The organism is Colwellia sp. MB3u-8, assembly GCF_014076985.1.
GTDB lineage: Bacteria > Pseudomonadota > Gammaproteobacteria > Enterobacterales > Alteromonadaceae > Cognaticolwellia.
Map to the genome: position 1 here is coordinate 80,691 of NZ_JACGVA010000068.1, position 22,411 is coordinate 103,101.

General features: G+C 39.8%; 21 protein-coding genes. 14 read left to right on the forward strand and 7 right to left on the reverse strand.

Annotated elements, in window-relative coordinates; genetic code table 11:
* The first annotated feature begins 759 nt into the window (after positions 1 to 759).
* Both ahpC and ahpF read left to right on the forward strand, forming a co-directional pair.
* On the forward strand, positions 760 to 1,329 hold the full coding sequence (ahpC, locus tag H4J54_RS12845) for an alkyl hydroperoxide reductase subunit C (protein ID WP_182191273.1): 570 nt from the start codon (positions 760 to 762) through the stop codon (positions 1,327 to 1,329).
* Positions 1,330 to 1,439: 110 nt separating this feature from the next.
* The gene (ahpF, locus tag H4J54_RS12850) at positions 1,440 to 3,041 is read left to right on the forward strand and encodes an alkyl hydroperoxide reductase subunit F (protein ID WP_182191275.1); all 1,602 of its coding nucleotides are present in this window, start codon (positions 1,440 to 1,442) and stop codon (positions 3,039 to 3,041) included.
* 132 nt (positions 3,042 to 3,173) lie between these two features.
* Here the strand turns inward: ahpF and oxyR are convergent, their stop codons facing one another.
* Both oxyR and H4J54_RS12860 read right to left on the reverse strand, forming a co-directional pair.
* Positions 3,174 to 4,076: a DNA-binding transcriptional regulator OxyR gene (oxyR, locus tag H4J54_RS12855; RefSeq protein WP_182191277.1), complete on the reverse strand. Its 903-nt coding sequence runs from the start codon at positions 4,074 to 4,076 to the stop codon at positions 3,174 to 3,176.
* Between the two features lie 264 nt (positions 4,077 to 4,340).
* The gene (locus H4J54_RS12860) at positions 4,341 to 4,643 is read right to left on the reverse strand and encodes a hypothetical protein (RefSeq protein WP_182191280.1); all 303 of its coding nucleotides are present in this window, start codon (positions 4,641 to 4,643) and stop codon (positions 4,341 to 4,343) included.
* A gap of 345 nt (positions 4,644 to 4,988) precedes the next feature.
* Here H4J54_RS12860 and lexA point away from each other — a divergent pair, with 345 nt between their 5' ends.
* From lexA to H4J54_RS12885, 5 genes are all read left to right on the forward strand, one after another.
* The gene (gene lexA / locus H4J54_RS12865) at positions 4,989 to 5,603 is read left to right on the forward strand and encodes a transcriptional repressor LexA (RefSeq protein WP_182191282.1); all 615 of its coding nucleotides are present in this window, start codon (positions 4,989 to 4,991) and stop codon (positions 5,601 to 5,603) included.
* 636 nt (positions 5,604 to 6,239) lie between these two features.
* Positions 6,240 to 7,730: a cytochrome c oxidase subunit II gene (gene coxB / locus H4J54_RS12870; protein ID WP_182191693.1), complete on the forward strand. Its 1,491-nt coding sequence runs from the start codon at positions 6,240 to 6,242 to the stop codon at positions 7,728 to 7,730.
* Positions 7,731 to 7,742: 12 nt separating this feature from the next.
* The gene (gene ctaD, locus H4J54_RS12875; RefSeq protein WP_182191284.1) at positions 7,743 to 9,347 is read left to right on the forward strand and encodes a cytochrome c oxidase subunit I; all 1,605 of its coding nucleotides are present in this window, start codon (positions 7,743 to 7,745) and stop codon (positions 9,345 to 9,347) included.
* An 11-nt stretch (positions 9,348 to 9,358) separates the two neighbouring features.
* A complete protein-coding gene (locus H4J54_RS12880; RefSeq protein ID WP_182191286.1) occupies positions 9,359 to 9,943 on the forward strand; it encodes a cytochrome c oxidase assembly protein in 585 nt (194 codons plus the stop codon).
* Between the two features lie 30 nt (positions 9,944 to 9,973).
* Positions 9,974 to 10,858, forward strand: a complete 885-nt coding sequence (locus tag H4J54_RS12885; RefSeq protein WP_182191287.1) for a cytochrome c oxidase subunit 3 — start codon at positions 9,974 to 9,976, stop codon at positions 10,856 to 10,858.
* Positions 10,859 to 10,928: 70 nt separating this feature from the next.
* Here the strand turns inward: H4J54_RS12885 and H4J54_RS12890 are convergent, their stop codons facing one another.
* Positions 10,929 to 11,138, reverse strand: coding sequence for a DUF2909 domain-containing protein (locus H4J54_RS12890; RefSeq protein WP_182184364.1), 210 nt, complete (start codon positions 11,136 to 11,138; stop codon positions 10,929 to 10,931).
* A 51-nt stretch (positions 11,139 to 11,189) separates the two neighbouring features.
* On the opposite strand from H4J54_RS12890, the gene H4J54_RS12895 reads away from it, so the two are divergent.
* The 5 genes from H4J54_RS12895 to H4J54_RS12915 all read left to right on the forward strand — a co-directional run bounded on the left by H4J54_RS12895 (position 11,190) and on the right by H4J54_RS12915 (position 15,203).
* Positions 11,190 to 11,936, forward strand: coding sequence for an SURF1 family protein (locus H4J54_RS12895; protein ID WP_182191288.1), 747 nt, complete (start codon positions 11,190 to 11,192; stop codon positions 11,934 to 11,936).
* A gap of 82 nt (positions 11,937 to 12,018) precedes the next feature.
* Positions 12,019 to 12,579, forward strand: a complete 561-nt coding sequence (locus H4J54_RS12900) for a hypothetical protein (protein ID WP_182191289.1) — start codon at positions 12,019 to 12,021, stop codon at positions 12,577 to 12,579.
* On the forward strand, positions 12,580 to 13,587 hold the full coding sequence (locus H4J54_RS12905) for a heme A synthase (RefSeq protein WP_182191290.1): 1,008 nt from the start codon (positions 12,580 to 12,582) through the stop codon (positions 13,585 to 13,587).
* Positions 13,588 to 13,596: 9 nt separating this feature from the next.
* Positions 13,597 to 14,514, forward strand: a complete 918-nt coding sequence (cyoE, locus tag H4J54_RS12910) for a heme o synthase (protein WP_182191291.1) — start codon at positions 13,597 to 13,599, stop codon at positions 14,512 to 14,514.
* The gene (locus H4J54_RS12915; protein WP_182191292.1) at positions 14,514 to 15,203 is read left to right on the forward strand and encodes an SCO family protein; all 690 of its coding nucleotides are present in this window, start codon (positions 14,514 to 14,516) and stop codon (positions 15,201 to 15,203) included. Before cyoE ends, H4J54_RS12915 begins: the two co-directional genes overlap by 1 nt.
* A gap of 239 nt (positions 15,204 to 15,442) precedes the next feature.
* Here the strand turns inward: H4J54_RS12915 and H4J54_RS12920 are convergent, their stop codons facing one another.
* Entirely contained in the window at positions 15,443 to 16,492 is a 1,050-nt protein-coding gene (locus H4J54_RS12920) for a polysaccharide deacetylase family protein (RefSeq protein ID WP_182191293.1), read from the reverse strand.
* A 100-nt stretch (positions 16,493 to 16,592) separates the two neighbouring features.
* On the opposite strand from H4J54_RS12920, the gene H4J54_RS12925 reads away from it, so the two are divergent.
* On the forward strand, positions 16,593 to 17,924 hold the full coding sequence (locus H4J54_RS12925) for an MATE family efflux transporter (protein WP_259367015.1): 1,332 nt from the start codon (positions 16,593 to 16,595) through the stop codon (positions 17,922 to 17,924).
* 65 nt (positions 17,925 to 17,989) lie between these two features.
* Here H4J54_RS12925 and H4J54_RS12930 read toward each other — a convergent pair whose 3' ends face one another.
* Both H4J54_RS12930 and nfuA read right to left on the reverse strand, forming a co-directional pair.
* Positions 17,990 to 18,226: a hypothetical protein gene (locus H4J54_RS12930; RefSeq protein ID WP_182191295.1), complete on the reverse strand. Its 237-nt coding sequence runs from the start codon at positions 18,224 to 18,226 to the stop codon at positions 17,990 to 17,992.
* A 27-nt stretch (positions 18,227 to 18,253) separates the two neighbouring features.
* The gene (nfuA, locus tag H4J54_RS12935) at positions 18,254 to 18,832 is read right to left on the reverse strand and encodes a Fe-S biogenesis protein NfuA (RefSeq protein ID WP_182191695.1); all 579 of its coding nucleotides are present in this window, start codon (positions 18,830 to 18,832) and stop codon (positions 18,254 to 18,256) included.
* A gap of 235 nt (positions 18,833 to 19,067) precedes the next feature.
* Here nfuA and H4J54_RS12940 point away from each other — a divergent pair, with 235 nt between their 5' ends.
* A complete protein-coding gene (locus tag H4J54_RS12940) occupies positions 19,068 to 21,620 on the forward strand; it encodes a M14 family zinc carboxypeptidase (RefSeq protein WP_182191297.1) in 2,553 nt (850 codons plus the stop codon).
* A 4-nt stretch (positions 21,621 to 21,624) separates the two neighbouring features.
* On the opposite strand, the gene H4J54_RS12945 is transcribed toward H4J54_RS12940, so the two are convergent.
* Positions 21,625 to 22,392 carry a ComF family protein gene (locus H4J54_RS12945; protein ID WP_182191299.1) on the reverse strand — a complete coding sequence of 256 codons (768 nt, stop codon included), beginning with the start codon at positions 22,390 to 22,392 and terminating at the stop codon, positions 21,625 to 21,627.
* Positions 22,393 to 22,411: the final 19 nt, after the last annotated feature.

A 22,411-nucleotide genomic window follows, 5' to 3' on the forward strand; every position in this document is an offset into this window, starting at 1 on the left:
TTTTTTTTGCCTATAATTTTTGGCGGATGACTTATTAGGTATTGAAAGTGATAAGTAGTTATTGAAAGTGGTAAAGGAGCAAAGAGATTTATTTTTATTTAAATTGAACTAACCATAATAATAGCACTCTTACTTAACAAGAGATTTCCCCCTCGGTTTTTTTATTAGTGTTTTATAGTGTTTTTATATTTTTATACGCTCCTCAATTGAGGGGCGTTTTTTTTGCCTATATTTTTTGGCGGATGACTTATTAGTTATTGAAAGTGCTCAAGGAGCAAAGCGATTAGTTTTTGTTCCATGAGTAGTAAATCATTTATTTTCACCAAATCTTCGTTGAGGGATTTAGGTTTATTTTTATATAAATTGAACTAACCATGGTAATGACACTCTTACTTAGCAAGAGACTCTCCCCTCTGTTTTTGTTTTTATTAGTGTTTTATATTTTTATACGCTCCTCAATTGAGGGGCGTTTTTTTTGTCTTTTTTTTGCTTTGATCATAGCTAAAGAAATTAAGCTGATATTAATCGGCAATCTTATTTTTCATATCATTTTCTGTAACATTGAAATTTTAGCCATCTATAAAATAAAGTTAAACAATCACAACAACATCCTCTCTTTCTACATTTCATTCTACAATACACTCATAGTTTTTGCCTATCGATATAATAAATTCAAACGATTGTTCCTATTTTAAATGCTGACGTATCATTGCTCCTACTTAACAAGTACTCATATTTTTAAAACAAGTGGAGATAAACATGTATAAATCAATTATCAATTCAACCATACAACCATTTAACGCAACAGCATTTAGTAAAGGCGAATTTGTCGAGGTTTCAGAAGCTGATGTTGCAGGAAAATGGTCAGTATTTTTCTTTTATCCAGCTGACTTTACCTTTGTTTGTCCAACAGAGTTAGGCGATATGGCTGACCATTATGCACAACTACAAGAAATGGGCGTTGAAGTTTACTCAGTATCAACGGACACACATTTTACCCATAAAGCTTGGCATGGCAGTTCAGACACTATTGGCAAAATTACCTACCCAATGATTGGTGACCCAACAGGCAAAATTACTCGTAACTTTGGTGTCATGATTGAAGACGACGGCCTAGCATTACGTGGCACGTTTGTTATCAACCCTGAAGGCGAAATTAAGATTGCTGAGATACATGATCTAGGTATAGGCCGTTCAGCAAAAGAGCTAGTGCGCAAAATTCAAGCGGCACAATATGTAGCTGAACATGACGGTGAAGTATGTCCAGCAGCATGGCAGCCAGGTGCAGAAACATTAACACCATCATTAGATTTAGTTGGCAAAATCTAAATAAAGTAAAAAACTACCGCGATATTTTTACAATATCGCGGTATTTAACAAGCCAATTCAGCATGACCTAAAAATCATCCTATTCATCAGTTTTTTCAAAGGAATAAACCATGTTAGATACAAACTTAAAGCAACAACTAACGACCTATTTACAGAATTTAACATCGGCTGTTGAATTATCAGTATTTTTAGGTGACGACGTTAAATCAAAAGAATTAAATACCTTGGTGACAGAAATTGCTGAAATGTCAGCATTAGTCTCGGTTGTTGCAGCAGATGCAAGCAACGAGCGAGTGCCATCAATGTTAGTAAAATCAGTTAAAACTGGTGGCGAAATGCGCTTCGCTGGCGTGCCGATGGGACATGAATTTACATCTTTGGTATTAGCCTTGTTACACAGCGGTGGACATCCAATAAAGCTTGATAAAGCGGTGATTGAGCAAGTGGCCTCACTAGAAGGTGAGCATAGCTTTGAAACCTATATTTCCTTAAGTTGTCAAAATTGCCCAGACGTAGTGCAAGCACTTAACATGATGGCGGCAATTAATCCGCAAATTAAGCATGTGATGGTTGATGGGGCATTATTCCAAGAAGAAGTTTACCAACGAGATATTTTATCAGTACCGGCAGTTTACTTAAACGGTAAAGCGTTTGGCCAAGGCAGAATGACGGTAACTGAGATTTTAAACAAAGTTGATACCAATGCTGGCGCGAGACAGGCTAAGGCGATAAACAATAAAGCAGCTTTTGACTTATTAGTTATAGGTGGTGGCCCAGCAGGTGCGTCATCAGCGATATATAGTGCCCGTAAAGGGATACGCACAGGCATAGTGGCAGACAATTTTGGTGGCCAATTACAAGAAACCATGTCCATTGAAAATTTTATCTCAGTGAATGCAACTGATGGGCCTAAACTAGTGGCTAATCTAGAAGCCCATGTTAATGAATACGATGTTGATATTATGAATAATCAACAGGTGAAAAAAATTATAGAAAGTGATGTTGAAGGTGGTTTAATCACCGTTGAATTAGAAAACGGCGCTATCTTACAAACACGCTCAACCATTATTGCCACAGGCGCAAGATGGAGAGAAATGAACGTCACTGGTGAGCAAGAATACCGTGGTAAAGGTGTCGCTTATTGTCCGCACTGTGATGGGCCATTATTTAAAGGCAAATCAGTTGCGGTAATTGGTGGCGGTAACTCAGGTATCGAGGCAGCCATTGATCTAGCTGGGTTAGTTAAGCATGTTACTGTTCTTGAATTTGATAGCGTACTGCGTGCTGATGCGGTATTACAAAATAAAGCGCGTTCTTTGCCAAATATCGAGATTATTGTTAATGCTCAAACCACCGAAGTATTAGGTAATGGCAAGCATGTTACTGGGCTAAACTACCTTAATCGTGCAACAGATAGGCAAGAGAGTATCGAACTTGCCGGTATTTTCGTACAAATTGGTTTAGTGCCAAATTCAAAGTTTTTGCAAGGAAGTGTTGATTTAACCGAGCGAGGCGAGGTGATCATTAACCACAAAGGTGAAACCAATATCGCGGGTGTTTATGCGGCGGGCGATGTAACAAACACGCCATTTAAACAAATTATTATCGCTATGGGCAGTGGTGCAACAGCAGCATTAGGTGCATTCGATTATTTAATTAGAACACCGAACCCGCTTGAAAACACTGAAAGCGTTAGCGAAGCTGCAGCCTAATGGCGGATTAATTCGTCGCTTTAATTAGTACTGAAACGCTAGTGCAATAAGTACTCAAAAAATAAACGCTATCGTTGGCAACGATAGCGTTTTTGGTCGAAGCTAATAAGCGTGTTGTGAAATATAGCTAATTTATTCATCAAATAACCCCGTCATTGCTTGGCGCACTTCATTAACCACCGCTCTAACACTTTCCATACGCGCGTAACCAGCACGACAAAGTAAAGATATTTCACGCACCGGCTGCGGGCTTTCAAAAGGAATGTAATGAATATGCTTTTGTGGAGCATAATTAATTGTCGCCAACTGTGGTAGCAGCGTAATACCCATATTGCTGGCCACCATATAACGTAAGGTTTCAAGACTGGTGGCTCGAAAACTATGATCTTCCTCCGCACCAGCGCTAAAGCAATAGCCCATGGCTTGATCTCTCAAACAATGGCCATCTTCTAAAGTGAGAATTTTTTGATTATGTAAATCATCAAATGTTACTTTAGTTTTATTAGCCAGTGGATGTGAAGGTGACGTTGCCATCACCAAGGGCTCAGTGAATAAATCGTAACGTTCAAAACGCGCCATTTCTGGCAACCAAGGCAAAATTAAAATATCGAGTTTACCTGTTTCCAATTGTTGCAGTAAATCTTGCGTTCTATTTTCATGTAAATAGAAGTTTATTTTCGCTAGATTGCTGTTTAGTGCCGGCATAATATGCGGCAATATATATGGCGCTAACGTCGGTATTAAGCCTATATGTAAATCACCTGACAGGGGATCAAGTAGCGCTTTTGCCGCTTCTTCAAAGTTATTCGCGGCGTTAAGTACTTGCCGAGCTTGTTGTACTAACTTTTCTCCTGCGGGTGTTAGCATAACATTGCGCGGTTGGCGTTCAATTAAGGTTAGCTTAAGGCGTTGTTCTAGTTTTTGAATTTGACCACTTAGCGTTGGTTGACTAACAAAGCAAGCCTCAGCGGCATGGCCAAAATGCTTATATTCGGCAATGGCCGTTAGATATTCTAAATCACGAATTTTTATCATAGTTTACATCTATTGATATGAGGTGGTTGATAGCTAGATTGATGTTAACTTAAGGTACTGAGTTTAGCTAGAATACTGACAAGCCAAGCCTGCAATGAAAGCGCTAATACCCAGACTAAACCATGCTTGCAAAGGCTATAAACTTGCCAACAGCTTGGTTAACTGAGGCGCTTATTGCATCACTGGGTATTTAAGCCATTGTGTAAAATGACTTACGGTACTTTGAGGTCTTAAAGTCTTAAGGAGTTGAGGGAGATTGAAGCATTATAGCTTTGATCGCTCATAAGCCGGAATGTTAATAAAATTTTCATCACCTTTAGCAACAGCTTCTTTTAAGCTCGCTTTTCTATTTTGGCGAGATTCAATACTTTCACCAAATACCTGAAAGTGAGCTCGCGCGATAACGTCGACAGCCTCTGCATGAGATATAACGCCTAACGCTTTACCCGCATGGATAAAACCTTCAGCCCTGAATTTTTGCTTATCATCTTTTTTATGATTTTTTGCGAGGCTAAAAACTTTCAGCAACTGTGCTTGGCAACAATCTAAATATTCGTCTTTATTCATTATTTTCCATTCACCTTCTACGTTTTATTAACCTATATACCTGCTGTTTGAGCAAGGTTAATAGTTTTATTCATGGCTATTTTAATGACCTTAATCAGCAGTGCTTTTTGATTCATCAACAATGAAATTGACCGTGATGCACACCTAACTGATTTTAATCGTGAAAGCCGCTTACAACAACATGGATTGAGCACTTAATGTTTTTAGAAACACCACCATTGCAACTAAAACCCAAACTAGCAAAGGCGGATGATTATTTTCTTGCGTTTAATTACAGCCTGTATACAATAACAGTAATACTGTGTAAAAATACAGGCTCGCTCTTAAGTAGCTTAAGGAACAACTATGCGCCCTTTAACCCCCAGACAACAGCAGATTTTTGATCTGATCCGAGAAAAAATTTCCGACACAGGTATGCCGCCAACGCGTGCTGAAATTGCTGCTTTTTTTGGTTTTAAGTCGGCCAATGCAGCAGAAGAACATTTAAAAGCGCTAGCGAAGAAAGGTTATATTGAAATGCTACCTGGCACATCGCGTGGTATTCGTCTTACACAAGAGTTTATCGCTGAAGATGGTTTGCCACTTATTGGTCGTGTAGCGGCCGGTGAGCCTATTTTGGCGCAAGAACATGTTGAGCAGCATTACAAAGTTGATGGCAATTTATTTCATCCTCCGGCTGATTATTTATTGCGTGTTAATGGCGAGAGCATGAAAGATATCGGCATTATGGATGGCGACTTGTTGGCTGTTCATCAAACAACCGACGTGCAAAATGGTCAAGTGATTGTTGCTCGTGTGGAAGACGATGTTACCGTTAAGCGTTTTAAACGTGAGGGCAATGTGGTTTATTTACATGCTGAAAATGAAGATTTTGCACCGATTAAGGTCGATTTAAAGTTTCAGCAATTTAATATCGAAGGTCTAGCCGTTGGTGTTATTCGCGCGGCTGATTGGATGTAGTTCAGCTTGCACTTACTTCATAAATGCTAATATTTACCTAAACTAGATTTTTCTACATTATATTTCGCAGATTTAACTATCACTAGGTTTAATCTAGGGGGTTAAAATCTGCGTATTTCTTATGCTTGATAACCATTTCTGTGCCTAATATGTACCTCAATTTTTTTGGTTAGAACAATCCTCCTGTTCGGCAATAAATACCGCTAATAGCTTGCTTTTTATACAGCAAGTTTCTGTGTTGATTATTTATTATTCAGCATGAAAATTATGCCTTGAACAAAATATGAACATTGCAGCCATCCTTTTAAAAATCTACTTGTCGTCCAGTTTAGGGCATTTACTCTATTGTATTTATTGGTTTTTATTTATCATGCTTTTGAAATTAAAAATTGACCCCTATCAAGTTTTAAGTAATTCTAGTCTGGAAAACGTACAAAAAAACAATAGGGCGCAATTGGCAACTGTTGATTAATGCGTCACTTAAATAATAATAAATGTATGCGCTAAATAGCCGGTTTTCATAATGAAAATATGTTATTTGGCCTAAATTAAAGGTGAAGGAGATGTCGTGTGAAAAGACGTAACCTAGGTTTGTTGTTGCTAGGGGGCTTGTTCTCTAGTTCAGTGTGGGCAGAGATGTCGCTGAACTTAACTAAAGGTGTTACTGAGGTGAGCAGAGACGTATATGATTTACATATGCTAGTGCTCTATATCTGTACTGCTATTGGTGTTGTGGTCTTTGGTGCTATGTTTTGGTCTATGGTGTTTCACCGTAAATCAAAAGGCTTTAAACCAGCAACCTTTCATGAAAGCACAAAAGTTGAAATTCTTTGGACAGCGATTCCTGTTGTTATTCTAATTGCTATGGCTTTTCCAGCCACTATTACGCTGATCGATATGGAAAATAACGATGATGCGGATTTAACCATTCAAGTAACGGGTTCTCAGTGGAAATGGCATTATAAATACTTTGATCAAGACCTTGAATTTTATTCAGTGCTTTCTACTCCGCGTGAACAATACGAAAACCAAGATGGTACCTCAGCAGAAAAAGGTGAACATTACCTGTTAGAAGTTGATCGTCCTTTGGTTATTCCAATCAATAAAAAAGTGCGTTTTGTTATTACTTCTGATGATGTTATCCATGCTTGGTGGGTACCGGCATTTGCGGTAAAACAAGATGCTAACCCAGGCTTTATTAATGAAGCTTGGACCAAGGTCGATGAACCCGGTGTTTATCGTGGCCAATGTGCTGAGTTGTGTGGCAAAGACCACGGCTTTATGCCGATAGTGGTTGAAGTTAAGTCTGAAGCAGATTACGCCATTTGGCTTGATGAGCAAAAGCAAATGCAAGCCAATGCAGCAGCTGCTGAAGCGGCGTCGTTAAATGCTTCGGCTTCAATGGACGAATTAATGCAACTAGGAGAAACAACCTATACCGCCTACTGCGCAGCGTGTCACCAAGTCAGTGGCCAAGGTTTACCTCCCGCATTTCCAGCCCTTAAAGGTAGTGCTATTGCCACAACGGGTCCAGCTAGCGCGCATATAGATATTGTCGTTAATGGTAAAGCAGGTACCGGCATGCAAGCTTATGGTAAGCAATTAAGCTTAAAAGAAATTGCGGCGGTTGTAACTTATGAGCGTAATGCTTGGGGTAACAATACGGGTGAAGCTGTTCAAGCGGCTGACGTGCAAGCGGTCAGTGGCGCAAGTACCTCAGATACGGTTGAGCAAGCGGTTGAAGAAGTTAAAGAACAAGTTGCTGCAACTGTTGCCAAAGTTATACCGAAAGAAGATTTATCAAAGGTTTATAGCCAAGATGAATTAATGGCCCTGGGTGAAGATGTCTACATGACAGCTTGTGCTGCTTGTCATCAAGCTACGGGTGAAGGTATGGCGCCTGTTTTTCCTGCACTTAAAGGTAGTGTGATTGCTACCGGTGATGTAGCAGTGCATTTGGATATGGTGCTTAACGGCAGCAAGAAAAATCCAGCGATGGCGGCTTTTGCCGGCCAATTAACTAAAACGCAAATTGCGGCGGTTGTCACTTATGAGCGTAACGCTTGGGGTAATAACACCGGTGATTTAGTCCAGCCAGCAGCTGTTGTTGCTGCTAGCGCGAAGTAGGGAGGCGTTATAATGACTACTGATGTAATTGATGATCAATCCGAGCATGATTCACATGACGGTGAGCACCATGATCATAAAATGACCGGCATAAAACGCTGGTTATATACCACAAACCATAAAGACATTGGTTCGATGTATTTATGGTTCTCTTTTATCATGTTTTTAACTGGCGGTGCTATGGCGTTGGTTATCCGAGCTGAATTATTTCAGCCTGGACTACAGATAATTGAGCCTGATTTCTTTAACCAAATGACCACAGTACACGGTCTTATTATGGTATTTGGTGCGATAATGCCAGCCTTTACCGGTTTGGCTAACTGGATGCTACCTATGATGGTTGGTGCGCCAGATATGGCACTACCTAGGCTGAATAACTGGAGCTTTTGGATATTACCCTTTGCTTTCGCTATTTTATTGTCGTCTTTCTTTATGGAAAGTGGTGCACCAAACTTTGGTTGGACCTTCTACGCGCCTTTATCAACCACCTATAGTAACGGCAGTACAGCGTTCTTCGTTTTTGCGGTACATATTATGGGTATTTCCTCAATTATGGGCGCAATTAACATCGTTGTAACCATTATGAATATGCGTGCGCCTGGTATGACTTACATGAAAATGCCATTATTTGTTTGGACATTTTTCATTACGGCTTACTTGTTAATAGCGGTGATGCCGGTGCTCGCGGGTACCGTTACTATGGTGTTAACCGATACCTATTTTGGCACCAGTTTCTTTGACGCCGCCGGTGGTGGTGACCCGGTAATGTTCCAGCATATTTTCTGGTTCTTTGGTCATCCTGAAGTTTACATCATGATTTTACCTGCATTTGGTATTGTCTCTACAACGATTCCAGCCTTCTCACGTAAGCCTCTATTTGGCTACAGTTCAATGGTTTACGCGACTGCATCCATTGCATTTTTGTCGTTTATCGTTTGGGCGCATCACATGTTTACCACGGGTATGCCGTTATTTGGCGAATTATTCTTTATGTATTGCACGATGTTAATTGCCGTACCTACAGGGGTGAAAGTCTTTAACTGGGCAGCTACTATGTGGCGTGGGTCTCTTAGTTTTGAAACCCCTATGTTGTTCTCTATTGCCTTTGTGATTTTGTTCACTATCGGTGGCTTTTCTGGCTTGATGCTAGCAATGACCCCAGCTGATTTTCAATATCACGATACTTACTTTGTTGTGGCTCATTTCCACTATGTATTGGTTACTGGGGCGTTGTTTTCTATTTTTGCTGGCGCTTATTACTGGTTACCAAAATGGACGGGTCACATGTATAACGATACGTTAAGTAAGTGGCATTTTTGGTGTTCACTTATTTCAGTAAACTTATTGTTTTTCCCAATGCACTTTTTAGGTTTGGCCGGTATGCCTCGTCGTATTCCTGATTATGCTTTGCAGTTTGCTGACTTTAATAAGTGGGTGAGTATTGGTGGCTTTGCCTTTGGTATTTCGCAGTTAATCTTCTTGGTATTGGTTATCAAGTGTATTAGAGGCGGAGAAAAAGCGCCGATGAAACCTTGGGATGGAGCTGAAGGTTTGGAATGGACAGTGCCTAGCCCTGCGCCATACCACACGTTCACAACGCCACCAAAAATTGATTAAGTGGAGCTAAAATGACTAACGGTGAATCGCAAAACAAGTTATCAAAGCAAGCACAAGCGACAACGCATGATGCTTCGGTGAAAAAAACAGTAAAAAAACTGATGTTGATTGTTTTTGGTATGTTTGGTTTTGGTTTTGCGATGGTGCCGTTATACGACGTTTTTTGTGATATCACGGGGTTAAACGGAAAAACATCTAATGTTGCGGCAAGTTACAACGTCAAGAGCATAGATACCGAACGTACGATTACCGTACAATTTTTGACTCGGACAGCCAAAGGTATCCCTTGGAAGTTTGAGCCAATGGTTAATGAAGTAGAAGTACACCCAGGTGAGCGAAAAACCGTTATATTTTACGCTAAAAATGAGTCTACAAGAGATATTGTCGGACAAGCTGTACCGTCAGTATCACCAGGACGGGCGGCGGTTTATTTTCAAAAGATAGAATGCTTTTGTTTTAATAGCCAACCGTTAAAAGCCAGTGAGGATGTTGAAATGGGATTGCAATTTTATGTCGATTTGGACATACCCGATGACGTATCCACCATCACCCTATCTTACACCTTGTACGACATTACAAGCTCGGTTGATTCTTAAGTGCTTGGCACTTAAATGAGGGGAACAACAATGACAATAAAAGAATACGAAAGTTATTACGTACCAGCGCAAAGCAAATGGCCAATAGTAGGCGCTATTGCCTTATTTTTGATTGCTGTAGGTGCGGCAAATTATGTTGCAAATTTGAATAACCCTGAAAATGCAGGCGGCGGCTGGGTATTGCTGGCGGGTATTGCATTGATTATTTATATGATGTTTGGTTGGTTTAACAATGTTATTACCGAGTCAATGTCAGGTAAATATAGCCACCAAATGGACAATTCATTCCGCCAAGGTATGAGTTGGTTTATTTTTTCAGAAGTGATGTTTTTTGCCGCTTTTTTTGGCGCCTTACTTTACGCCCGTACTTTTTCAGTACCCTGGCTTGATGGCGCCGGAAATAATGCAGCAACGGCAATAATTTTATGGCCTGAATTTACCGCGACTTGGCCATTAATTAAAACGCCAGACGGTACTGAAACTACAGCTATGGGTTGGTATGGCTTGCCATTAATTAACACTATTTTGTTGTTAACTTCATCAATTACTGCCCATTTTGCTCATGTTTCGTTAGAGCAGAATAAACGTGGTTTATTGAAATTTTGGTTAGGGCTGACCGTTGTGCTAGGTGTGGTGTTTTTGTTTTGCCAAGGCTTAGAATACGCCCATGGTTATGCCGACGAAATGAAATTGTATTTAGACAGTGGCATTTATGGCAATACCTTTTATTTGCTAACAGGCTTTCACGGTATGCATGTGACCTTAGGGACAATTATGCTGCTAGTGATGCTTATTCGAGTATTTAAGGGGCATTTTACGCCGAAAAACCATTTTGCCTTTCAAGCCGCGAGTTGGTATTGGCATTTTGTTGATGTAGTGTGGGTAATACTGTTCGTGTTCGTTTATATTATTTAACGCTATTGTGTTTGAATAAGCAGTTTAAGGTACGATATTTATCTTGATAAATATCGTACCTTTTGACTATTTAATACGGACTAGGGTTAGGTGTAATCACTCCGGTGAGAATACCCAGTAGTAGTAATAACACCAGTACAACAGAGGTCATCACCCGTCGTCCTATAAATTTAGACATAGATGCTTTATTCGGATCATTTTTATTCATAATGAATAACGCTCGAAATAGGTTATAAACCATAAAGGCTAATAAGCCGACAACAATAAATTTAATTAACACAGTATTCTCTCTTTTATCATCTGTTTTTAGTTAGTCAACATGCGGTAGTTTATGAAGTCGGTATCACTTAAGCACAAATTCAAGCAACTTAACTGGCCGATGGTTATATTTACCATGCTAGTATTTTCGTCATTAATCAAGCTCGGATTTTGGCAGGTTGACCGAGCGCTTGAAAAAGAACAACGTCAACAGCGCATCAGTGAGTTAAGTCAACGCCAAGACTTATCACTAGCGCAAGTATTAACACTGAGCGGTTTACAAGATGGTATTAACGATTTACCTATTCAGTTAAAGGGTGATTTTGTTGGCGATAAAATATTTTTACTCGACAACCAACCCAATAAAGGCCGTTTGGGTTATCGTGTTTATCAAATCATTGAAAGTAATGGTGATGCTATATTAGTGAATCTAGGTTGGGTACAAGGCTCAATTGACCGAAATATATTACCTGAAATCAGCCCTATTACTGGCCAACACACCATCACAGGCCATGTGCGAGAAGTGGAAGTGGGTATTCAATTACAAGCACAAAACTTAACTAATCCGTCCTGGCCATTACGAGTACAGCAAATCGAACTAGATAAGTTTTCAGAATTAATTGGCAAGAAACTATTGCCCTTTGTCGTTTATTTAGATAAAAAAGAGACTATAGGTTATATAAAAAATTGGCAGCCCATCGTAATGCCACCAGAAAAACACCGAGCCTATGCGTTTCAATGGTTTAGTTTAGCGTTAGCTTGGATAAGTTTGATGGTTTGGGCGGCGATAAAAATGGCTAAAAAAGATCCGTCTGAATAAGCATAAGTAACCTGAGATAATGACGAATAAGCAGGTTAGACAGATACCGAAACCAAATAATAAGAATAAAAGGCTGAGTTGTATGAGTTCTTCAAAGTTAAATAAATCGCGCCGCAGTATGCTAATTCTCTTGGCGGTTTTCATCATTCCCATTGCACTAGCTAAATTAGCGTTGAATCAGCAATGGTTTAATTACGGAGTGACCAATCAAGGGCAACTGATTGAAAATGAGTTAACCTTAGCGCAACTTGGTTTAAGTATTGATGACTTTGATCACCAATGGTTGATGTTATACACCTTGCCAACCCGTTGTGATGAGCAATGTGAAAAGACCTTGGTCAGTGTTAACAACACTTATATTGCCCTAGGTAAAGAAATGCCACGTGTGAAACTCGTTGGCTTAACGCAACAAGATTTACGCGCAGAGCAAGCAGAAAAAATTCAACTTAAACGCTGGCATATTCAAACTATGCCCGCTTTGGCAAAGGTGGCGATCACACAATCACAAGTCTTGATTGTTGACCCCCTAGGTAACGTCATTCTTAGCCATGTACCACCCAAAAATGCCGAGCAGCTGCCACAATTTGGCAAAGCCATATTGGCAGACTTTAAGAAACTGCTGAAGTATTCAAGGATTGGCTAAATGAAAACACAAAGCTCTTCCGACCTTAGAAAACTTGTTTTTGTTAGTATATTATTAGCGATTGTGGTGGTCAGTTTAGGTGCTTATGCACGCCTAACCCATGCAGGTCTTGGTTGTCCAGATTGGCCAGGTTGTTATGGTTTAGTTGAAGTCCCTAAAACCAGTGCTCAAATTATTGCTGCTGAGCAAGCGTTTCCTGAACGTCCTGTTGAACCAGAAAAAGCATGGAATGAAATGATCCATCGCTATTTCGCTGGTTCATTAGGGGTGTTAATCCTTATTATTGCCTTAATGTCGCTAAAGCGTCGCGCGCAACGTGGTCCGTTAGGACTGCCAATTTTACTGCTAATAGTGGTGATTTTTCAAGCGGCACTTGGCATGTGGACTGTCACCATGAAGTTAATGCCTGTGGTGGTAATGGGGCATTTACTGGGTGGCTTTACTACGCTGTGCTTATTGCTATTACTGTATTTACGTTTGAGTGATTTTCGAGTGCCGGGTGGTGACATTGGCCTGAAAAAATACTTTAAATTTGCTGTGATTGGTATTTTTATTTTAGTGGCACAAATTGGTTTGGGCGGTTGGACATCATCTAACTATGCCGCGCTTACTTGTGCTGAACTACCTATATGCCAAGCGGGTTGGGTGGAGCAGATGAACTTTGAACATGCTTTTGATCTTATTCCGCCGGAGAAAGAAAGTTATGAATTTGGCCACCTTGATCATGCCTCACGCTTGACCATTCATGTTATGCATCGCTTAGGTGCTATAGTAACAACACTGTACTTATTTTGGTTGGCTATTCGGATTTTTCGTAAGGCGCAATCACCATTTTTTAAGAACACCGCATTGAGTTTAGGTTTTATACTCAGCGTGCAAGTTGGTTTGGGTATTAGCAATGTTTGGTTCTCACTACCGCTAAATGTTGCGGTTAGCCACAACGTAGTAGCCGCCATGTTAATGATGTCATTAATTACCATGACATACAGTTTAAAACGTAAAACTTAGGAGCATATTATGAGTCAAAGCAACACAATAGAAGCGAGCCATAGCGCACCTAATACACCCATTTGGCGTGATTATTATGAAATTACCAAGCCTAGGGTCGTCGCGTTATTAGTATTAACTGCGCTAGTGGGCATGTGTTTATCTGTGCCGGGTGTTATTCCATGGCAGGTATTAGTGCCGTCGATGATAGGTATTGGTTTTTTGTCATCTGCCGCGGCAGCGATTAATCATATTGTTGATCAGCGCATCGACAGTGAAATGGGGCGTACTCATAATCGCCCTTTGCCGAATGGCAGACTTACCGCGCGTAATGCGTCGACATTTGCTATGACTCTAGCAGTAACAGGCTTCGCTATTTTATATAGCCTGGTGAACCCGCTCACCGCTTGGTTAACTTTTTCAGGCTTAGTCGGTTATAGCTTTGTTTATACTATGTACTTAAAGCGTGCTACCCCACAAAATATTACTATCGGCGGTTTAGCCGGTGCTATTCCACCTTTATTGGGTTGGACAGCAATGACCAATGAAGTGCATCCTAATGCGTTATTATTAGTGTTATTAATCTTTACTTGGACGCCACCACATTTTTGGGCTTTGGCTATTCATCGTAAAGACGAGTATGCAAAAGTAAATATTCCTATGTTACCGGTCACACATGGCGTTAATTTTACCAAAACTCAAATTTTGTTATATACAGTATTGCTCTTTATAGTGGGCTTGTTACCTTATTTAGTGGGGATGAGTAATTGGTTATATTTAATTGGCGCTGTGGTATTGAACTTAGTGTTTTTTGCTTACGCATGGAAACTGAAATTTAATGCCGATGAAAATACTGCAATGGACACTTTCAAGTTTTCTATTGTGCATTTAATGGCGTTATTTATTATTCTTTTACTCGATCATTATCTATTACCGGTAACAGGTTAATGAATAAAATTGTTATTCTGATTGTAGCCTTGGGGGCATTAGCAGCAGGTGTGATGTTATTTGGTCAGGTAAATAAAAAAGCCCCTGTTGAATTTGCCTTGCATTATCAACAAGCAAGAGATGTTAAAGCTTTTGAATTAACTGATCATTTGGGCGAAGCGTTTAATAACGAGTCGCTAAAAGGTCATTGGAGTTGGGTGTTTTTTGGTTATACATCGTGCCCAGATGTTTGCCCAACTACCTTACAAGAAATGAATTTTATTTATGATGATTTAAAAGCGATCAGCAATAAAAGCCAAGTGTTATTAGTGTCTGTTGACCCAGAACGTGACACACAAGCAAAGCTCGCCAGTTACATAGGTTATTTCAATCCGGAATTTAAGGCCTTATATGGCCATCACGGTGTGTTATTTCCATTTGCACGAAATTTAGGCTTAATGTATGCGATAACTGAATCAGAGCCAGCGTCAGAGCAAAAGTCAGGGCAAAAAGTTAATAGCGATGCTAAAGACAATCATGGCGCAACTGCGACCCGTTATTTAGTCGATCACAGTGCGTCATTGGTTTTGATTAACCCCGCAGGTAAAGTAGAAGCTATTTTTAAACCTAAACAAGCACTGGGTGAAGTTCCTGTGATTGAAGGCGATAAACTGGTCAGTGACTTTGCAAAAATCGTCGCTTTGTATTGAGCTAGAGTTAAAGCAAATTTTAAGTGTAAGCGGTCAGTGAATAGCTGTCAGCTTAAAGGTCACTTGCTGATTAGCCTTATCCATTATATTGATTCAGCCCATCATATTGATTGAGCAATCGTGTGAACAAGTTAAGGCTTACTTGAAAGCATAAATCCTACCGACAGAAAGTATGATTCGTTAATACTATTGGCCTTAATACCCATAGTGTTAACAGGTGTTATTTACCGTGAATAAGGCTACAGTGGATACCACTGACCGTTTTCTTTGAGAATAAACCAAGGTTTTGAAAACCAATAATAGCGTCCAGGCTCACTAATGCTGGGGGCGGTACAATTGCAACGTACACGACCTGTTGGCAGTGCTGCACTGTAATTAATAGTAAACATTTCATCCTCTTGCCATTGAATTTCTTGACGGCCTAAACTAGAAATATAGCAATTTAATTGTTCAGGATTAAAATCGTCCACATCGACCTTAAAACTTACTGAAGTTGACTCACCTTGTTGAAAAATGGTTTGTTGATTTTCTGCCTCAACGCGAATGCTAAAAGGTAAAGCATTGAGTTTATCGCGTAAGCTGGGTAATTGATCGTAAGGCTGTGAAACCGGAAAGCGTGGAATAATTGTCGTGTTAGTATCCAAGCTAACAGCGCCTGATTGTTGTGAGAAAGCGACAAAGTTATTGTCTTGTATCCACTGCTGAATTTCAGGACTATATTCACCGTAGGGATAAGCGAAATAGCGCCAACTCTGTCCGGTTTTTTCTGCAATTATTTTTTCGGCACTTAGCAAGGATTGCGTGTTTTTTGCTAACCACTGTTGCATCGTCATGCCATCAGGTATTCGGATTAATGAATCGTGCGCCATGCCATGATTAGCAATAATTACTCCGTTGTCTGCCATCTCTTTGAGTTGCTGCCACGAGAGATAATGCTCGGAATTTTGCTCGACAATGCCGGGGTTAATAAAGATGGTAAAGGGATAATCGTGTTGATCTAATATCGGCTTACCCTGGGTTAAAATATCTAAATAAGCATCATCAAAGGTAATAACCACAGACTTATTTGGCAATGCTGTTTGTGTTTTAATTGAATTCATTAAGCTTGATAAGGCAATCACCTCAAAATTGTTGTCTGCTAGGTATTGCATATGCAGCGCAAATTGGCTTGGAGAGATACTGGTGCTGGCTGGAGTTGTATCGCTGACATGGTGATATTGTAGAATGACAGTGGCGAAGCTGGTGATGTGGAGGCAATAGCATAATGCTGCCAACAAACGATATTTCATGTTAATCTTCCTGAGATATTTATAGGGCGTTAGTCGCTTAGGTAAAGTAGCTTTTTTTCTACTATTTAAACAGTCCATTTGCCATAAAGGTTGGCTTTTTTTGAAATTCACCAATATAGAACGCCATAAGCAGTTATTTATTCTTGCTTTCCCCATGATTTTGTCAAACATTACTGCGCCTTTGTTGGGTTTAGTGGATACCGCTGTTATTGGCCACCTAGAATATTCTTATTATTTAGGCGGTAGTACGGTTGGCGCCATGATCATTACCGCCATCATTTGGCTGTGTGGTTTTTTACGTATGTCGACCACCGGCTTATCAGCGCAGGCGTTTGGCCAAAAAAATAATGCATTAAGCTGTTTGATATTACTACGCGGGATTATTGTTGCGTTTGCCATTGGTCTGGTCGTTATTGTATTTCAGAATTTTTACCTTGATCTTGCACTATCATTAGCCGGTGGTTCTGAGCAAGTGCAGTTTTATGCGCAAGAATATAGCGCTATTCGAATTTGGGGTTTGCCAGCAGCACTGGCTAATTTAGTTATTTTGGGTTGGTTGCTGGGTAATCATCAAGCCAAAGTGGTGATGTGGTTAATTATTGCCACTAACTTGATTAACTTAGGCTTAGATTTACTGTTTGTGATTGGTTTTGCTTGGCAAGTTAAAGGTGTAGCTATGGCAACACTGATTGCAGAATATAGTGGCTTATTTATCGGCTTAGCTTTTGTATACAATAACTTTAAACAAAAATTTACTGGCTTATTTGCTAGCGCACAGCAAATGTTTGCTGCGGCTGTAGAGCGAACCGCTTTGTTAAGCTATTTTAAACTGAATCGAGATATATTAATTCGTACTTTATGTTTAGAAATATGCTTTATTTTTATGACCTTTCAAGGTGCTCGATTAGGCGACGATGTGATTGCTGCTAATGCTATCTTGATGAATTTTTTGTTGTTAATATCGTTTGGTTTAGACGGTGTTGCCAATGCAGCGGAAGTGATGGTAGGTAAAGCGAAAGGAGAGAATAATCAAAAAAGCATGTTTGTCAGTGTCAATATTGCGCTCTTTTGGACTGGCATATTTGCGCTCGCTTATAGTTTATTGTTTTATCTGGCGGGCAATTATTTTATTGTCAGTATTTCGGATATATCGGCTGTGGTTGATTATGCCCAGCAACATTTATTTTGGATTGTCGCTTTACCCTTACTGGCCTGTTGGTGTTATTTATATGATGGTGTGTATGTTGGTTTGATGCAGGCGCATATTATGAGAAACAGTATGATAATCGCCACTTTTGGCTGCTTTTTTCCGGTATGGTGGCTATTAAAGGATTATGGTAATCATGGCCTGTGGGCGGCATTTTCAATATTTATGTTAGCACGCGGTATGACATTAGCTTGGCATTATCAGCGAAATAAGCATACTTTCTAGCGCTTTTACCGCTTGTTCTTTTTAAGAGTAGTACTTTTAAGAATAGCACTTTTAAGGTGAGTAATTTAAGGCCTAGTGCGGTTAAATATATAATACAAACGATGAGCAAATAATCCGATATAAGCGTAAATAGCCAGTAGACAACCGCAAGCTAAAATAACTACGCCGAGTATTTGCCAAAGATAGTGCTGATAGTAACCGAGAAATATAAAACAGACGCCGATAATAAAAAGACCAAGTCCACTGAGAAAACGCTGCATACTGCGTTGTGGATCTTGGCCTATTTTTTCTAATAATGACATTAAAACCTTACTGACAACAGCAGGTTATTAGTAGTATGAGTGTTCGCCACGTTCATGCTCTGTCATATCTTTTACGCCTTTAATTTCACCCGCCATCATGTCAATTAATTGCTTCTCAATGCCGTCTTTAACGGTGACATCGATTTGGGCACAACCATTACAGCCACCGCCAAATTGTAATACAGCATAACCGTCTTCAGTGATTTCCATTAGCGTACAATCGCCGCCATGACTCGCTAGCTGAGGGTTAACCTCAGCTTTTAAGAAGTAATCAACACGCTCAAATAATGGCGCGTCATCGGCAACTTTACGTAGCTTAGCATTTGGCGCTTTTAAGGTTAATTGCGAGCCCATTTGGTCAGAGGTAAAATCTATTTCTGCTTCTTCTAAATAAGTCTTACTGTCGGCGTCTATGTAAGCTGAAAAGTTTTCAAACTTTAATTCAATGTCGTCAGCTTCTATAGCGTCAGCCGGACAGTAGGATACACCACATTCTGCGCTTGCTGTACCCGGGTTTACAACAAATACACGGATACTCGTACCTTCAGCTTGCCCAGAAAGTAGTTTTACAAAGTGTTCTTGTGCAGTTTCTGAAATGTTAACCATCATACTATTTACTCTCCCTACTGGGCTTGAACTTTTCAATACCCGACTATTTTACTCAAGTATAACAATTTTACTCTTGTCTGTCATTTGGTGCTAGTCCTAGATAGCATAATTTATATAGCCAGCAGTTGAAAATTTAACAATAAAACAGATAAATGGGCAATTATTACGAGATAACTAGTTCATATGGCATTATTTTGTTATTTTATCTAGCTATTGAATCAGGAGATCTCGCATGTTGTTATCGTTGTATCGAATTGTAATATTTTGTTTATTAAGTGCTTCGTTTACCGTTTTTAGTGCCGATGTAAGTACATACTTGCCCAAAGGCGCAGTTTATAGCGAAAAAGTGCCAACGCCAGAATCCGCTTTGGGCTTTGGTATTGGTGAACGCCATCCACGCCATGATCAAGTAATAAACTATCTAGAGCAAGTCGCGGCATCGTCAACTCGACTCCAAATTGAAGAAATGGGTCGAACTACACAGTTTCGCTCGCAAATTTTATTAACCATTTCAAGTCCTGAAAACTTAAATAACCTTGAGAATATTTTAGCGCGGCGCTCAGATATAGTCGCTTCTGCAAAAGACCCTATTGTGGTTTGGTTAGGTTATAGTGTGCATGGTGATGAAATTAGCGGTACTAATGCGGCTATGGTGCTGGCTTATCATTTAGCGGCATCGCAAGATAAAACCGTGGCCGATATGCTTAACGACACTATTATCGTAATAGAGCCGAGCATTAACCCAGACGGCATGGATCGATTTGTTAATTGGGTGGCGACACATCGCGGTATAGCTAAGAACTCAGATCCAAACCATATCGAACATCATCAAAACTGGCGTACGGGCCGTACCAATCATTTTGGTTTTGATTTAAACCGAGATTGGTTGCTATTGTCGCAAAAAGAAAGTCAAAATCGCCTACCCTATTTTCATCAATACCAGCCGAATGTTTTAGGTGATTTTCATGAAATGGGCGCCAATGGCAGCTATTTTTTTCAGCCAGGAATTCCCACACGAACTCATCCTCTAACACCAGAAAAAAATACCGAGTTAACGCAGTTACTTGCGACTTATCACGCCAAAGCCCTCGATGAAAAAGAGCGTTTATATTACAGCGAAGAAAGCTTTGATGATTTTTATTACGGCAAGGGCTCAACGTATCCAGACATTAATGGTGGCATTGGTATTTTGTTTGAACAAGCCAGTAGTCGAGGTTTACAGCAAGATACCGTTAATGGCTTACTGACCTTTGAATACGGCATACAAAACCATGTGTTAACGTCGTTATCAACCATTGAAGGTGCGTGGAAAAACCAAGGGAAATTTAAAGCTTATCGACAAGACTTCTATCAACAGGCACAAAAACAAGCCAGTGATGAAAACTTTAATGGTTATATTTTTACTGAAACTAAAGATCATTATCGCCTAGAGACTTTTTTAAATAAGTTGCAGCAACATCAAATTAAGGTTTATCCCCTTAAGCAAGATTATAAAATTAATGATTTAACTTATTTTGCTCAGTATAGTTATTATATTCCATTAGAACAGTCTCAATACCGAGTGATTAAAGCCCTATTTAATCAACAACAAAGTTTTCAAGATAATACTTTTTACGATGTCTCAGGCTGGACGTTACCACTCGCCATGAACATAAAATTTGCGCCTGTTGGACGTACTTGGGGGTTAAAAACTGAAGAGAAACCATGGCAGCCTAGTGCTGTAAAATCTGCTGATGTAAGCAGTTCTGCTTACGCCTATGCGTTTGAATGGCATGATTTTTTAGCGCCCAAACTGTTAAATAAAATTACCAAGGCTAAGATCAAGGCAAAAGTAGCCACTAAGACGTTTTCCGCGACAGTTAATGGCGAAGTTAAAACCTTCGAACAAGGCACTATTATTATACCAGCGGGTACTCAGCAAGTGGAAAACTGGCGTAGTATTCTTATTGACTTTGCGGCTAAAAGCCATATAGCGCTTAACGCTTTAGATACGGGATTAACCGCAAAGGGCATTGATATTGGCAGTAGTTCATTTCGCCCAGTTTTAGCGCCGAAAGTATTATTGGTGGGTGGTAAGGGGGTATCTCAATATGAAGCAGGTGAGATGCTTTACTATCTTGATAGTCTACTGGAGATTCCGGTCACGGTCGTTGAAATGCCACGCTTAGCTGCGATTAATTTAGCTGACTATAGCCATATAATTATGGTAGATGGTCGATATACTGGGTTAGACAGCAAGGTACAGAGTAAATTTACTTCATGGTTAGCTAATGGTGGTGTGTTATTTGGTCAAAAACGCGCCGCGCTTTGGTTCTCAGAAATAGAATTATTAAAAATTGATTTTGTCAGTAAAGCGCATATTGACCAGTTATTTGATACGGATAAATTAACTTACGGTGATAAAGAGCAATTGGCGGGTCGCAAACGTATTGCTGGCGCTATTTTTCAAGCCGAATTAGATGTCAGTCATCCGCTAGCATACGGTTATCAAAACAGTAAGTTACCAGTATTTCGAAATAGCACCATAATTATGGAGCAAACATCGCAGCCATTTATAACAGTAGCAAAATACAGTAATGTACCTTTGCTTAGTGGTTATACCGATAAAAATTTAGTGAATCGTTTAGCGAATAACCCGACACTGGTGGCTCACAATGTCGGTAAAGGTCGCATTATTGCTAGTACTGACAACCTAGCTTTTCGTGGCTACTTTTTGGGCAGCATGAAGATTATTGCCAACAGTTTATTCTTTGCTAAAGCTTTTAGTGCCAACTTGGCAGAATAAAGCGCTAGCTAGGTATCGCTAAACATAAACTCAGGAGTGTAATATTTTGCACTCCATTTTTTTTTAGCAGCTGACAAATTTCATTGGCGGTTGTGCCTGTGGTCACCACATCATCAATCAAAATAACATGCTCAGGTAAGCTTGTCTTTGGGTTGATATTTAAGCTAAAAGCTTGTTTTAAATTTTTTCTGCGTTCGCTACCTGACTTACCCACCTGACTGTCTGTCAATTTTTTCCTGATAACTAGATCTGCTTGATAAAGATAACCAACACCTTGGGCGAACTTGCGCGCAATCAGATCTGCTTGGTTAAACCCGCGTTCTTGCCACTTTTTTAAATGTAATGGCACCGGTACTATCCGGGTGTTGTCGGGCGTTAAATCTGTGTGTTCATGGTTAAGATATTGCTGCCAGTGATGAATAAGTAGATAAGATAACAGCTCGGCTAATTCGGTTTTATGTTGATATTTTAACTGACTAATCCAAGTATTGAAGGGCCACACATAAGGTGCAATGGCTAATAGGTGATCAAAATGTTTTATGGGGATCAGTTTTGTAACGGCGGGCCATAATAATAAATCATAAGGCAGATGTTGGTGATTAAAATAAGGTAAATCTGCTTGGCAATACTGACAAAGTAATGGGTGATGTTGGCAAGAGTTACCACATAAGGAGCAGCAGCTTATTTTTAGGCTGATTTTTTTTATCTCTTGGCGTAATGTCTGCTGTAAAGTTAATAGTATTTCCCTGTTGCGCTTGCTGCTAAATTCCATTTTCAGCCTCCTTTGGTTA

Bases quoted from the DNA above. Each gene is read 5' to 3' on its own strand.
- oxyR (WP_182191277.1), bottom strand. From the start codon at position 4,076: ATGATAAAAATTCGTGATTTAGAATATCTAACGGCCATTGCCGAATAT.
- ahpF (WP_182191275.1), top strand. From the start codon at position 1,440: ATGTTAGATACAAACTTAAAGCAACAACTAACGACCTATTTACAGAAT.
- H4J54_RS12940 (WP_182191297.1), top strand. From the start codon at position 19,068: ATGTTGTTATCGTTGTATCGAATTGTAATATTTTGTTTATTAAGTGCT.
- lexA (WP_182191282.1), top strand. From the start codon at position 4,989: ATGCGCCCTTTAACCCCCAGACAACAGCAGATTTTTGATCTGATCCGA.
- H4J54_RS12945 (WP_182191299.1), bottom strand. From the start codon at position 22,392: ATGGAATTTAGCAGCAAGCGCAACAGGGAAATACTATTAACTTTACAG.
- ctaD (WP_182191284.1), top strand. From the start codon at position 7,743: ATGACTACTGATGTAATTGATGATCAATCCGAGCATGATTCACATGAC.
- H4J54_RS12900 (WP_182191289.1), top strand. From the start codon at position 12,019: ATGAGTTCTTCAAAGTTAAATAAATCGCGCCGCAGTATGCTAATTCTC.
- ahpC (WP_182191273.1), top strand. From the start codon at position 760: ATGTATAAATCAATTATCAATTCAACCATACAACCATTTAACGCAACA.
- H4J54_RS12920 (WP_182191293.1), bottom strand. From the start codon at position 16,492: ATGAAATATCGTTTGTTGGCAGCATTATGCTATTGCCTCCACATCACC.
- H4J54_RS12895 (WP_182191288.1), top strand. From the start codon at position 11,190: ATGAAGTCGGTATCACTTAAGCACAAATTCAAGCAACTTAACTGGCCG.
- nfuA (WP_182191695.1), bottom strand. From the start codon at position 18,832: ATGGTTAACATTTCAGAAACTGCACAAGAACACTTTGTAAAACTACTT.
- H4J54_RS12860 (WP_182191280.1), bottom strand. From the start codon at position 4,643: ATGAATAAAGACGAATATTTAGATTGTTGCCAAGCACAGTTGCTGAAA.
- H4J54_RS12930 (WP_182191295.1), bottom strand. From the start codon at position 18,226: ATGTCATTATTAGAAAAAATAGGCCAAGATCCACAACGCAGTATGCAG.
- H4J54_RS12885 (WP_182191287.1), top strand. From the start codon at position 9,974: ATGACAATAAAAGAATACGAAAGTTATTACGTACCAGCGCAAAGCAAA.
- H4J54_RS12915 (WP_182191292.1), top strand. From the start codon at position 14,514: ATGAATAAAATTGTTATTCTGATTGTAGCCTTGGGGGCATTAGCAGCA.
- cyoE (WP_182191291.1), top strand. From the start codon at position 13,597: ATGAGTCAAAGCAACACAATAGAAGCGAGCCATAGCGCACCTAATACA.
- H4J54_RS12905 (WP_182191290.1), top strand. From the start codon at position 12,580: ATGAAAACACAAAGCTCTTCCGACCTTAGAAAACTTGTTTTTGTTAGT.
- H4J54_RS12880 (WP_182191286.1), top strand. From the start codon at position 9,359: ATGACTAACGGTGAATCGCAAAACAAGTTATCAAAGCAAGCACAAGCG.
- coxB (WP_182191693.1), top strand. From the start codon at position 6,240: ATGTCGCTGAACTTAACTAAAGGTGTTACTGAGGTGAGCAGAGACGTA.